The sequence below is a fragment of the Pseudomonas siliginis genome, assembly GCF_024072275.1.
GTDB classification, from domain to species: Bacteria; Pseudomonadota; Gammaproteobacteria; order Pseudomonadales; family Pseudomonadaceae; genus Aquipseudomonas; species Aquipseudomonas siliginis.
Genome location: NZ_CP099598.1, coordinates 550,456 through 563,612, shown reverse-complemented (window position 1 = coordinate 563,612; position 13,157 = coordinate 550,456). Strand labels below are relative to the sequence as shown.

Here is a 13,157-nt window from a genome sequence, read left to right as displayed (position 1 = left end):
CCCGCCTGCAAGACAGTCTTGCGCGGGCTCCTGTGTCGTTACAAACGCCAGAACAGTTCGTGTCGCCGAACCGCCTTGCGGAAAAATTCGTTTTCGCCATAAGGCGAACCGGCGCGCCCAGCCAGCAATCGCTGCAGGCTTCGACGCAAGCGACGCTTGAACGGCGCGGGCGGCTGCAGGTCATGCATCATGCCCAGGGCCATTGCCTTGTCACGCTGCTGATCCACGGACAACGTCAGGCATACAGGCTGCACCGGCACGCCAGCATCAAAGGCTGGCGGCAGCGCCACGCCATCGCCACTATTGCCCATCGGCCACCGGTCGTTATCGTGCAGATGGTTGGCATAACCGAGCAGCGTCGGCTGCCAGTCCAGCCCCCCCAACACTTCAAGTACAGCCTGCTGCGCACAGATGTGGTCGGGGTGCGGGTCCAGCGTCGGATGCGGCAGCACGATAACGTCCGGACGCGCGCGCAGCATTGTTTCGCGCAGATCAGCCAGCAGATTGCTCCAGGTCGGCGCGCCATCGGCGTCACTTGGCAGAACAAACCGATTGAATTGACGGAACAGACGGGTATCGCTCAAATCCGCTTCGCGCGAACCCACCGGTTGCTCCGGCTTGTCCCGCATCGCGGCCAGTTGCAGGCAGAAATAGCCCAACTGCACGCAGCGTTCCTGGGGGACACCGGCCCATTGCGGTACGGTGAGGCTGTCCCAGGCGCGCAAGCGTCCCTTCAGCCGCGCGGCGTCGACCTTGCTCATGCCCATCTGCTGATAATGTTCGGCCTCGATTTCGCCAGCGGTCAGGGTGACGATCCAGGCTTCATCGGCCTGACTGTACAACCCGAACGCCGCCAGCTCCGCATCGTCGGCGTGAGGGGCAATGACCATGACCCGCTGGCGACGATAATCAGCGTGTTCCAGCGCCCACAGTACCGGCTCGCCCGACACTCGACAGAAACGGCCGCGCAGACGCAATACTCCTTCGGACAACGCTTGCGCCTGACCGCTCAGGTTCAGATAGCGCAGGCCGCCGACACCGCGTTCAAAGGTCTGCACGTCAGGATTGGCGCCACCCGACAACTCGATGAAAGGATCAAGAAAACGTCCCAGCCAAGTGCTTTTGACCTGTACAGCCAGAATCAGCACGGCTTCGTCAGCCAGCATCACCCCTTCATCCAGACGCAACTGCTCGCCGTTCAGATGCACCTTAGGCTGCGGCGTATACGCCGGGAAGCTGTATTGGTAATCGTCGCCGGGCGCGTAGAAAAGATGATCGGCAAACCACGCCTCATGGGCGATCCAGCCGCCAATCAGCAACACCGGCGCCAGCCACCAGGCGACCAGCACGCTCAGCGCGATGATGGCGGCCAGCGCGACCAACATGGCCACGCGCTTGTTGCGTCGATGGCGTCTGAGCAATTGCTGTTTGCGGCTCATGGTCTGACTCATACGGTGAACACCGGCACAGGGTTGCACCAGCGGTCCTTGTATTCACGGTCAGCGCGCCCGAATGAAAAACGCAGCGGCTTGCCGAGTGCCCGTGCGTGTTCCCAGGCGCTTTGCGTATTGAGAAAACTCAGCACGCTGCCGGGGCTGAACTCGCGGGTTTCGGGATCCACGCCGCCATTCACGTATTCGACACTGATCCATTCTGCCGCCTCAACGCGGTAGACCAATTGAATCGCAATCGGCGCATCGTTGAGGAAAATGACCGAGCCGATCAGCAACTCGCGCAGCAACTCGATGACCTCGGCCATGCGCGCCGCGCCGGTCGCCGGAAAGCCCCAGCGGCGCTGAAACAGATCGCAGTACATCGCGGCCAGCTCAACGCTGGAAAACTCGCTGACCGCTCGCACCACACCGCCCGCTTCTTCCAGCAGACGCAGCTCTCGACGCTGGTTATAGCGAAACTTTTTCGACAACTCTTCCGGCGTGCGGGCCATGGCCAGTTGCTCAGCCTGCAACTTCAGGCCACTGAAACGGCCTTCGTTGAGTGCCGACAGATAGCGCGCCCGATGCCGCAGCGGTGCCTGAGCATCGACGGCGGCTGGCAGGATCAGCTCGGCATTGCCGAGGTCGAACAGGCCTTTCTTGCCGTTGCGTTTGAGCACGTCCTTGGACAGAGCCAGGTCGCGCCCCCAGGTAGCGATGGCGGCTTTAACCTCGCCCTGCTGCTGCCAGGCCAGATAACGCACCGGGATCCCGGCCAGGTCCGCCAGGCGCTCGATGACCAGCGGATGTGTCGCGACACTGCCGCCATAACGTTGCCAGGCAGTGGCGTAGGTCGAGGCGTCAACGGGCGACCAGCCACGTTCGCGCCAGCCTTGAAATCGGTTGAGCATCAGCCCCTCGTTGCCAGATCGGTAACTGGCGGCAGGCGCCAGAAGGTCTCGCGCACCGCACGGTCGGAGAAACGCTCATGCAGTCGCTCGAGCATCATCTGCGCACATTGACGACGCTGCGGCTCATCCATCGCGGCCAGATGTTGCAGCCCCTGAGCCAGATGTTCGGCATCGCCCAATGGAAACAGGATGCCCACACCCTCCACCACTTCCTTCGCCCCGCCGCACGCGGTGGCCAGCAACGGTAAGCCGGCGGCCATGGCCTCCAGCAAGACCATGCCGAACGGTTCATGATCGGAGCTCAAGGCGAACACATCGAAGGCGCGGAAATAATTGCGCGCATCGGGCACCTGACCGAGAAACAGCACTCGGTCGGCAATGCCCAGCTCACGGGCCAGCCCCTTGAGATCCTGCTCCAGGCGACCACTGCCGAGAATGACCAGCTGACTGTTGGCCGGCAGGCCTGGCAGCGCTTGGGCAAACCCGCGCAGCAACGTGGCCTGATCCTTGTCCGGGTGCAGGCGGCCGACGTTGCCGACAATCCAGGCATCCGGCGACAGCCCGAGGATCTGCCGCGCTTCTTCGGAAGGTACCTGACGGGCTTGCAGTGCAGGCACATCGATGCGGTTGTACAACGTCTGGATTCGGCTTGCCGGCCATTTCGGCAGGCAGCGTCGCATGTCGTCACGCACTGCATCCGACACGCCGAGAAGGCTCAGGCGCTGGCGGAAAATATGCGCGAACAACTTGCGCGTCCCACGCTGGTAATCGCCGAACGCGTGGTGCACACCAATGACCGGCAGCGATGTGCCGAGCAAGGCGATATAGATCGGCTTGAAGCGATGGGCGATGCAAAGACTGAAATTGCGTGAGGCGACGATCTTGCGCAGATCGCCGATAGCCCCCAGTTTCAGGCCACGAATGGCCTTGGAGCTGTACTCCATGAACAACACTTCATCGGAAGCACACGCTGCGGCCACCTCGCTATCGGCGGCCCCGGTCAGAAACACCGTGGTCACCCGATAGCCGGTGCCGGCAAACAGGCTGGCGTACTGCCGCGCGCAGTCCAGGAACGGCCCGTCATAGCCGTGACAGAACTGCAGCACATGGCGTTCAGCCGAGCGAGTCATAAGCGTTGGCGCCCTCTTTGACCACCAGAATGTCTTCCATGATCAGGTACTGCAGATCCGAGCCGAAAAACATGTTCAGCGCGTCGGTCGGCGAGCAGATCATCGGTTCGCCACGACGGTTGAGCGAAGTGTTCAGCGACACGCCGTTACCGGTGAGGTTTTCCAGCGCCTTCATCATGTCGTAGTAGCGCGGGTTGTATTCGCGCTTGAGCACCTGGGCACGGGAAGTACCGTCCTCATGAACGACTTCCGGCACGCGGGTTTTCCATTCTTCGGCGACTTCGAAGGTGAAGGTCATGAACGGCGCCGGGTGATCGATCTTGATCATCTGTGGAGCGACGGTGTCGAGCATCGACGGGCAGAAAGGCCTCCAGCGCTCGCGGAACTTGATCTGATGGTTGATGCGGTCGGCGACACCGGCCACGCTCGGGCAACCGATGATCGAACGACCACCCAACGCGCGCGGACCGAATTCCATACGGCCCTGGAACCAGGCGACCGGGTTGCCATCGACCATGATCTGGGCGATCTGCTCCGGCATGTTGTCGAGCTTGCGCCAGGTCGGCTTGTTCTCGTGACGGGCACACGCAGCAATCACGTCCTCGTTGCTGTACGACGGGCCGAGATAGACGTGTTCCATCTTCTCGACCGGTACGCCACGGGCGTGCGACACGTAAGCGGCAGCGCCGACTGCGGTGCCGGCATCGCCGGACGCAGGCTGTACGAACAGCTCTTTGATGTCGTCGCGAGCGATGATTTTCTGGTTCAGCTTGACGTTCAACGCACAGCCACCAGCGAAAGCCAGTTTGCCGGTTTCCTTGAGCACGTCGCCCAGATAGTGGTCGATCATCTGCAACGCGAGCTTCTCGAACAGTGCTTGCATGCTCGCGGCGTAGTGGATGTACGGCTCGTCGGCAATGTCGCCTTCGCGCTTCGGACCCAGCCACTCGATCAGCTTCGGCGAGAAGTAGAAACCCTTGCCCTTCTCTTTATAGCGACGCAGGCCGATCACGTTGGCGTAGTCGGTGTTGATCACCAGCTCGCCATTTTCGAACGAGGCCAGACGCGAGAAATCGTACTTGCTGGCATCGCCGTATGGCGCCATGCCCATGACCTTGAACTCGCCGTCGAGCATCTCGAAACCGAGGAATTCGGTGATCGCACCGTACAAACCACCGAGGGAATCCGGGTCGAAGAATTCCTTGATCTTGTGGATCTTGCCGTTTTCGCCGTAACCGAAGAAGGTCGTGGCGTATTCGCCTTTACCGTCGATGCCGAGGATTGCGGTTTTTTCCTTGAAACCGGAGCAGTGATAAGCACTGGAGGCGTGAGCCAGGTGATGCTCGACCGGCTCGATCTTGATTTTCTTCGGATCGAAGCCCAGTTGCTCGAGGCACCAGACGATCTTGTTGCGATAGCGCTTGTAGCGACGGTTGCCCATCAGGATCGCATCGAGAGCACGATCCGGGGCGTACCAGTAGCGCTTGGCGTAGTGCCAGCGGGCCTTGCCGAACAGGCTGATCGGGGCGAATGGAATCGCCACCACGTCAACGTCGGAAGGTTTGATACCGGCCTGCTCAAGGCAGAATTTCGCCGATTCGTAGGGCATGCGGTTCTTTGCATGTTTATCGCGTACGAAGCGCTCTTCCTCAGCCGCCGCGACCAGCTTGCCGTCGATGTACAAGGCTGCGGAAGGATCATGGCTAAGGGCGCCGGACAGGCCAAGAATCGTCAATGCCACAGGGGTCTAGCCTCTTTAGTCTGCATGCAGGCGCGATGCGCCTTGAAAATTGATGTGCCCTCGCACAGGGCGAGTGGCAGCTAAAGGGCGGGATTATAGCGTAAACATGACGGGAATTACCTTGTACGAATTGCCGCCTGCGCGATTGATCCGATTCAACGAGTCCAACGACTCAATAGCCGTCTCTGCGCCAGTAAATACTCAGATTTGAATCGGTAATCTGCCGATAGACCGTGTAAGGCAACGAAAGCGTATCGAACACGGCGGACAGCGGAAGATCAAGCAACACAAAGGGCGCCAGCATGCCCGTAGGATCAGGCGGCGCATTCAGCGTGCAAAAATCGAAGGCCAGGCCACTGTAGATGCGCGGAATCGACTGGCAGTAGGTCTTCTTTTTGCGCAGGTCACGGGCAGCATCGGCGTCGCCCTGCAAAACGGTCGAGACACTGCCACAGCCTGAGAGAACTGCAGACATTACGCCCAGCGTCAGAATTTTTTTCATGCTCAAGATTCGCCCTCCGAGATCGTCAGGCAAATTAGCATCGAGCCCGAGCAGGGCACAGTTCATGGCTTCTGGAGAAGTTGTAGGACAGATCGCTGTATTTTGTCCGCTACTGCCCACAGACTCCGTTTCGCAGTGGACCAGGTCCATTGCAAGAACGAGTCTGCTCGTGAGAAGGAATCACCCTGCGCTGGAGACTTCTTTCGGCAACCGCTGATCAATGACCTGGTACAACGCGCTGCTTTCAGGCCAGTTGCGCATGAACCGCGCGCGATCGCGGGCGTAAGCTGGGGCAAAACTGCCGACCGATGAGTGCTGACACATGGAGTCGAGGTCGATCAGCGCCCAGCGATCCGTCTGCCAGAATAGGTTGTGGCCTTTGAAGTCGCCATGACTGATGCGCTCGGCGATCAATCGGGCAAACAATTGATCAAGCGCCAGCAACTCGGCTTCCGGTGCCTGGCCATTTTCCACGTACGGCGCAAAGCGCTCGATGATGTCCGGCCCGGGCAGGAACTCGGTGACCAGATAGGCACTGCGGCGCAGCCACAAAAAACGCTTTTCCAGTACCGCCAGCGGTTTCGGCGTGGCGATGCCCAGGAACGCCAGGCGATTACCTTCACGCCACGAATGCCAGGCCCGGCTCGGGCGCCAGAAGCGCTTGAGCCAATGGGCGAAATTCTTGATGTTGTAGCGCTTGATAACCAGAGCTCGCCCGGCCACCTCGACTCTGCCGACGCTGGCCGCGCCGCCGGTCTTGTACAGATGCCCCTGATCAAGCAAGGCGTCGGCCTGCTCAAGCACCGGCAGCATGGCCGCTGCTTCTTCACGGCGAACGGCGCGCAGGGCAAATGCACCGCGCTGCACTGCAAACAGCGTGCATTCACGGCCGACCTTGTTCAGGTAGTCCCTGAGCCGCCAACTGCGCACCTTGTCGATCTGTTTCTGCAGAGCCTCCAGCGGCAAAGCATGTTCGCTGTTGCTCAACAGATAATAGACCAGCAACTCTTCGGTGAACGGCTCGAGTGACTTCGGAAGCTGAGCGAAAAACACCCCGAGGTTTTCCAGCACTTTTTGTCGGGACAATGGCTGGCCCGCCGCTTCCGCACGAACTCCGGCGCCATCGATCAGGTACAACTGGCCGCCGTGACGCAGCAGATTGTCCAGGTGCAGATCCTCCTGCCAGAGTCCTTTGCCATGCATCCGACCGATAGCGTCAAGCGCTTCGGCCAGAACGGCGGTCTGCTCATCGGCCAGTGCCGGCAGAGACTCGACCTCGGCCCAGGCATCACCGAGGCTCTCGGCACCCTCGAGGAATTCGAACAGCAGCCAGCCACCCTCACCGTCTTTCAGTCCATCGGCCAACAGCAGCGGCGTGGTCAGACCTTGCGCAGCGAGCAGGCGCACACCGTCCAGCTCCCGCTGAAAATGCCGGGCGGCCTTGCTGCCGACCAGCAACTTGGCCAATACCGGCCGACCGCGCCAGACGCCGGCGCCAACATAGCGCTGCCCGGGCAACACCCGCAGCAGGCTCAGCAACTGCAAATCCGCAACACCGGCGGCGTCCGCCAGCGTCACGGTCAGCGGCAGTGAGGGGGTACGCCCGGAGCGGGCCAGCTCGGACAATTGCATCATCGGGTCTCCTTGTGGCTGCGCCGCGCTGTCAGTCGGCTCAGCCAGCTGTCGAGCAGCGAGCTGTCAGTCGGCTGATCGAGATAAGCCGCGAGCAACTGGCGCAAGTCTGCCTCGCTCCATTGCGGCGCTCGCCGTTGCAACGGTTCCAGATCCTTGACCCGATCACGCATGCCGAACAGCAACGGCCGGGTTTTCTCCAGATCGATCAGTTGCGCCTCATAGCCGTCGCCGGTGGCGCGCAGGAAAATATGTTTGGGATAGAAACAGCCATGCACCTGACGCGCGCCGTGCAGCCGCCGCGCCAACAGCCCGCAAGCCTTGAGAATCTCCGAATGCTGAGCGGCACTGAGCTGCGTCCAGCGCGCCAGCAACGAATCCAGGTCGCTCCAGCCGTCCAGTGCACGGGTGAGCAGAATGGCGCGTACTTCCCCAGCGACCTTGCGCTCACCGAAAAACGCCGCCTGCAACGCCGGAATGCCCAGCTTGCGATAACGGCTGATGTTGCGAAATTCGCGGGCAAAGCTCGGTTCGCCAAACGGCGCCTGCAAGGTGCGGGTCAGATAATTGCTCTGGCGCTTGAGGTAATAGCCCTGGCCTTCAAGATCGAGACGGAACACGCTGCTCCAGCCGCCACCGGCAGTGTTGGGCTCATCCACAGCTTCAAGCTGTTTGGCCCACAGTGCATCGAAATTGCCGAGACCGTGGCGCTCCAGCAGTGCGCGGTCCTGTTCGGCAAGAAAATCAGTCATTCGCGCCCCTCAAAAAATCTCACCACATGGCGGATCCGTTTCTTGTCGGCGACATCGAGCCGATCACACTGGCGATACTGCTTGTAGAAGCGCAGGCGCTGGGTGTTGGACAGGTGATATTTGGCCAGTTTGTCGAGACAGGCGAGGTCCTTGGTGATCCGGTACTTGAGCCAGAAGCCGCGCCAGAATTCGCCGTTGGGGCAGTCGATGAGGAAGATGCGCGCCTGATCGTCGATCAGCAGGTTGCGCCATTTCAAATCGTTATGCGTAAACCGATGGTCGTGCATGGTCCGGGTGTAACCGGCCAATTGCTGGCTGACACCGTCGACCCAGGCGCGATCCTTGAGCCTGGGATCCTTGCGCTCGGCCAGTGCCGAAAGGTCTTCGGTATTGGGCAGTTCACGGGTGATCATCGCGCCCCGATCATAGGCCGCGCCCCGCCGCTCCAGCCCCCAGGCCACCACCTCGGCCGTGGGGATGCCCCACTTGGCGAAGCGCTTGAGGTTCTGCCATTCCATTTTTACGCGCGGCTTGCCGAGGTAACGGCGCAGGCCCTTACCGGCGCCGACGTAGCGTTTGACGTAATAATTGACGCCGTCGCGCTGCACCCGAACCACCTCCGACAGCGGATCGCGGGTGAGGCGTTCGCCCTGCAAGGCAAATACGGCTTCGAGGCTGCCGAAATCTTCGGCGAGTTCGCCGTACTGCGGCTCAAGTGTCCAACCCGCCATCAGAGCGCATCCCCGTAACGCTGTTTACGCTCGTAGAGCTTGTCGGCCTTGCCTTGCAGCCAGCTCAGCAATGGCGCTTCTTCCGCCAGAATCTGCCGCAGTGGTTGCTGGAAATAGCCTTTGAGAAAACGCAGTTTGTCGCGACGGGTCAGGCCGATGTCCAGCGCCGAGAAGTACAGCGCCGCCAGATCCTTGTTGCGCCAGCGCTGAGTGATCTTTGCGCGGGTCTGGGCTCGGTGCAGATCGATCACCGAGAGTTTGAAATCCTGCGGCGTGACCGGTTTGTCGGTGTGCAGCAGAAAATGGCAAATGTAGCAGTCACGGTGATTGACCCCGGCGCGGTGCATCATCCCCGTCATCCGCGCGACTTCGGCAATCAATGCGCGCTTGAGTGTTGGCTCCGGCGGCTGCTTGACCCAGTCAATGCTGAAGTCTTCGAGGCTGATGGTCGGCGCCAGCTCTTCGGTGACGATGAACGAATGCTGATCCGCCGGGTTGCTGCCTTTCTCGCCGTAGGCGACGGCAGTCATGGTCGGCACGCCGGCTTCCTGCAGACGCTGAATGGCTTTCCACTCCTGACCCGCGCCGAGCACCGGCAGCTTGGCGGTCAGCAGGTTCTTGAAGATCTCGCCCCAGCCGATGCCACGGTGGATTTTCACAAAAAACCCGTTGCCGTCGACTTCCGTGCGCAATGTCCGGCGCGCTTCCAGCTCGCGGTACACCTCGCCCTGCAAGCCTTCGACTTCGGCGAACGGGTCGCGTCCGGCCCAAAGGCTTTTGAACGGTTCAGCCAGCATCAACTTCATTAAGCGTGCTCCGCCAGAATCACATCCGCCGCGTGCTGCGGCATGCTGTAGAGGTCGGCCGTCTCGGCGAAGGCCAGACCGTTGCGGCTCCAGGCCGCCCGTGCAGCGTCGTCGCTCAACATCTCGGTCAGGTATCGGGTCAGCTGCGCCTGCTCGAATGGCTCGTCCAGCACTCGCCCGGCATCGGCTTCGGCGATGTAATGGGCGTAACCGCAGACCGCACTGACCAGCACCGGCAAACCGGCCACCAGTGCTTCAAGCAGCACGGTGCCGGTGTTTTCGTTGTAGGCCGGGTGGATCAACAGGTCGGCACCGAGCAGGAAACGCGGGATATCGCTGCGCCCTTTGAGGAAGGTCACATTGTCGCCCAGGCCCAGCGTCGCACTCTGCATCTGGAACAATTTGGGGTCATCCTGGCCGATTACAAACAGCCGGGTGCGTTTTCTCAACTCGGCCGGCAGCGCGGCCAGCGCCTTGAGGCTGCGATCGACACCCTTGGTCTTGAAGCCGGAGCCGATCTGCACCAGCAGCAACTCGTCGTCCTTGAGATTGAATTCAGCGCGGAAACCGGCGCGAATCTCATCGGCATCCGCCGGCCGCCGACGATCCTGGGCAATGCCCGGCGGCAGCAGGTGGAAGCGCTCGAGCGGCGTGTCGTAATACTTGATGAACAGCGGCTGCTGCACTTCGGAAATCATCAGCACTTCGGTCTTCGCGTCTTTGGCGAACACCGCGCGCTCATACTCGGCGAAGTGGCGATAGCGGCCCCAACGGCGGTACAGCGAGTTGCGCAGGTTCTGCGCCTTGTCTTCGAAGCAGCCGTCGGCGGCGTAGTAGACGTCCAGGCCCGGCATCTTGTTGAAGCCGATCAAGCGATCGACCGGACGCTTGGCCAGATCCGCTGCCATCCACGCGCTGAGCTTTTCGTTGCGACGGTGGTTGAAGAACGCTTTGACCGGCGCCACCAGCACCTCGAAACCCGGGGGCACGTCGCCTTCCCAAATCAGCGTGTAGACGCGAATCTGATGGCCGCGCTTCTGGCATTCGAGAGCGATGCGCATGAAGTCGCGCTGCAAGCCACCGAACGGGAAATATTTGTACAGGACAAATGCCAATTGCATCAGCGCAGCTCCTCAGCCATTAACAACGTGCTCAGTCGGCTGGCGACACGCTCGGGGTTCACACGCGTGAAGCACAAAGGCTGCTCGCGTTTCAGGTCAAACTGACGGGCATCCTGCGCGGTCGGTTGATAGGTACATTTTTTCTGCATGCAGGGCGCGCACGGGAAGTCGCTGGCCAGATGAATCTGCAGCTTGCCGTAAGCGCCGGTCAGGCCCGGGTTGGTCGGGCCGAACAACGAGATGGTCGGCACATCCAGCGCAGCGGCCAGATGGCCGAGCCCGGTGTCCACCGCCACGCAAGCCTGCGCGCCGGCGAGCACTTTGCCAACGCCAGCCAGATTGAGTTTCGGCAGCACCTCAGCGTGCTTGAAGCCGGCGGCGATGCGTTCGGCGCGGGCCTTTTCCTGAGGGTTGCCCCATGGCAGCCTGACGCCAACGCCGAGGTAGCCGACCCGCTCGGTCAGCTCGCGCCAGTAGAGTTCCGGCCAGTGCTTGGTGTCCCAAGTGGTGCCATGCAGGAACACCACGTAGGCGTTCTTGCGCGGCAACTCGACCAGTCGTTCAACGTTGAGGCCGTAATCGCCGAGGCCTTTGGGCAGGTCGTAACCCAGAGCGATGGCGAACAACTGGCGCACGCGTTCGACGGCGTGCTGACCACGGGCGACGGCGAGTTTGCGATCGTAGAAGCGCGCAGCCATCGGCTCGCGAGCGGAGGTTTTATCGAGGCCGGCCACCGGGGCTTTGACGTAGCGGGTCAGCCAGGCACTTTTCAGCAGGCCTTGAGCGTCGATCACCAGATCGTATTTATTGGCGCGCACGCTTTGCTTGAAGCGTTTCCACTCGCCGCTGGTGATGGTTTTCCACAGATTCTTGCGCCAGCGGCGGATCGCCACCGGAATCACTTTATCGACCGCCGGGTGCCAGCTCGGAATCTCGGCGAAGCCCTCTTCCACCACCCAGTCGAACTTGATTCCGGGAATGGCCCGGGCGGCGTCGGTCAGCGCCGGCAACGCGTGAATCACGTCGCCCAGCGATGAGGTCTTGATCAGCAATACCCGCAAGTTAATGAACCTCGACCACGGAGCCCTGCAACTTCTGCAAGGCATCGTTGACCGCTTCCGGCATCAACTGACGCAGGCAGTTGTAATGGCCGAACCGGCAAGTGCGATCAAAGCACGGGCTGCATTCGATGCCCAGGCGCACGATCTCGACCTGCTCAGCCAGCGGCGGGGTGAAGCCCGGCGAGGTCGAGCCGTATACCGCGACCAGCGGACGATTCAATGCCGCAGCGACGTGCATCAGGCCGGAGTCATTGGACACAACGGAATCGGCGCAGGACAGCAGGTCAATGGCCTCGGCCAGCGAGGTGCCGCCGCTGAGGTTGACCGATTCTTCGCGCAGGCCCGGGATCAAACGTGCGCGGATATCTTCACCGACCGCGTGATCGTTTTTCGAGCCGAACAGCCACACCTGCCAGCCTTCGCGGATGCGCGCTTCGGCGACCTTGGCGTAATGCTCGGACGGCCAGCGCTTGGATTCGCCGAACTCGGCGCCGGGGCACAGGGCCAGGACCGGACGATCAAGGCTCAGGCCGAACTTGGCCAGTGCCGCCTCGCGGGTGACCGGGTCAATTTGCAGACTCGGGCGCGGGTACGGCTTCGGCAGTTCGGCGTTCGCTTCATAGGCCAAGGCCATGAAGCGCTCGATCATCAGCGGGTAGCGTTCTTTGTCGAGGGTACGCACGTCGTTGAGCAGACCGTAGCGGAACTCGCCACGCCAGCCGGTGCGTTTCGGGATGCCGGCAAAAAACGGCACCAGCGCCGACTTCAGCGAGTTGGGCAGCAGGATCGCCTGATCGTACTGACCGCGCAGGGATTTGCCGATGCGTCGGCGTGTCGCCAGTTCCAGCGCGCCGTGGCCGAGCGGGAAGCTCAAGGCCTTGCGCACTTCGGGCATGCGCTCAAGGATCGGCCGGCTCCATTCGGGCGCCAGCACGTCGATTGCGCATTGCGGGTGGCGCTGTTTGAGACACTGAAACAGTGTCTGCGCCATCACCATGTCACCGACCCAACTGGGCCCAACGATCAGAATATTCATGTGGTTTCCAAAAACGAACCGGGGAGGCATTTACGCCTCCCCGCCTCGATAATCATTGTGGAAGCGGCGCTGCTGGCGATGGGTCATTTCCTTCAACATGACTGTCGACTGTCACTCCGCATTCGCGAGCAGGCTCACTCCTACATTGTTTTGCATCTGTTCACATCACTGCGCTCAGCGCAGATCACTGTGGGAGCGAGCCTGCTCGCGAAGGGGCCGGCACGTTCAACATTGCTGTTGACTGACACTCCGCGTTCGCGAGCAGGCTCGCTCCCACCGTTTGAATCTCATTGCGTTCATT

General features: G+C 61.3%; 12 protein-coding genes. All 12 read right to left on the bottom strand.

Annotated elements, in window-relative coordinates:
• Positions 1–38: 38 nt before the first annotated feature.
• Positions 39–1,439, bottom strand: coding sequence for a PIG-L deacetylase family protein (locus NF676_RS03050; RefSeq protein ID WP_252887944.1), 1,401 nt, complete (start codon positions 1,437–1,439; stop codon positions 39–41).
• Between the two features lie 8 nt (positions 1,440–1,447).
• Positions 1,448–2,344 (bottom strand): antimicrobial resistance protein Mig-14, encoded by an 897-nt coding sequence (locus tag NF676_RS03045; RefSeq protein WP_252879313.1) that lies wholly within the window; start codon positions 2,342–2,344, stop codon positions 1,448–1,450.
• Positions 2,344–3,474, bottom strand: a complete 1,131-nt coding sequence (locus NF676_RS03040) for a glycosyltransferase (protein ID WP_252887211.1) — start codon at positions 3,472–3,474, stop codon at positions 2,344–2,346. The genes NF676_RS03045 and NF676_RS03040 overlap by 1 nt, the downstream gene beginning before the upstream one ends.
• Complete coding sequence (locus NF676_RS03035; protein ID WP_024011327.1) at positions 3,458–5,215, bottom strand: carbamoyltransferase family protein; 1,758 nt, start codon at positions 5,213–5,215, stop codon at positions 3,458–3,460. The genes NF676_RS03040 and NF676_RS03035 overlap by 17 nt, the downstream gene beginning before the upstream one ends.
• Before the next feature lie 172 nt (positions 5,216–5,387).
• Complete coding sequence (locus NF676_RS03030; protein WP_370695111.1) at positions 5,388–5,717, bottom strand: YceK/YidQ family lipoprotein; 330 nt, start codon at positions 5,715–5,717, stop codon at positions 5,388–5,390.
• A 180-nt stretch (positions 5,718–5,897) separates the two neighbouring features.
• A complete protein-coding gene (locus NF676_RS03025) occupies positions 5,898–7,349 on the bottom strand; it encodes a lipopolysaccharide kinase InaA family protein (RefSeq protein ID WP_252887943.1) in 1,452 nt (483 codons plus the stop codon).
• Positions 7,349–8,101 (bottom strand): lipopolysaccharide kinase InaA family protein, encoded by a 753-nt coding sequence (locus tag NF676_RS03020; RefSeq protein WP_252887210.1) that lies wholly within the window; start codon positions 8,099–8,101, stop codon positions 7,349–7,351. The genes NF676_RS03025 and NF676_RS03020 overlap by 1 nt, the downstream gene beginning before the upstream one ends.
• Positions 8,098–8,832 (bottom strand): lipopolysaccharide kinase InaA family protein, encoded by a 735-nt coding sequence (locus NF676_RS03015; RefSeq protein ID WP_041477623.1) that lies wholly within the window; start codon positions 8,830–8,832, stop codon positions 8,098–8,100. Before NF676_RS03015 ends, NF676_RS03020 begins: the two co-directional genes overlap by 4 nt.
• The gene (rfaP, locus tag NF676_RS03010; RefSeq protein ID WP_056787471.1) at positions 8,832–9,638 is read right to left on the bottom strand and encodes a lipopolysaccharide core heptose(I) kinase RfaP; all 807 of its coding nucleotides are present in this window, start codon (positions 9,636–9,638) and stop codon (positions 8,832–8,834) included. Before rfaP ends, NF676_RS03015 begins: the two co-directional genes overlap by 1 nt.
• Positions 9,638–10,759, bottom strand: a complete 1,122-nt coding sequence (locus tag NF676_RS03005; protein ID WP_041477621.1) for a glycosyltransferase family 4 protein — start codon at positions 10,757–10,759, stop codon at positions 9,638–9,640. The genes rfaP and NF676_RS03005 overlap by 1 nt, the downstream gene beginning before the upstream one ends.
• Positions 10,759–11,820: a lipopolysaccharide heptosyltransferase I gene (gene waaC / locus NF676_RS03000; protein ID WP_252887209.1), complete on the bottom strand. Its 1,062-nt coding sequence runs from the start codon at positions 11,818–11,820 to the stop codon at positions 10,759–10,761. The genes NF676_RS03005 and waaC overlap by 1 nt, the downstream gene beginning before the upstream one ends.
• Before the next feature lies 1 nt (position 11,821).
• Positions 11,822–12,856 (bottom strand): lipopolysaccharide heptosyltransferase II, encoded by a 1,035-nt coding sequence (waaF, locus tag NF676_RS02995; RefSeq protein ID WP_056787465.1) that lies wholly within the window; start codon positions 12,854–12,856, stop codon positions 11,822–11,824.
• Positions 12,857–13,157 lie beyond the last annotated feature (301 nt).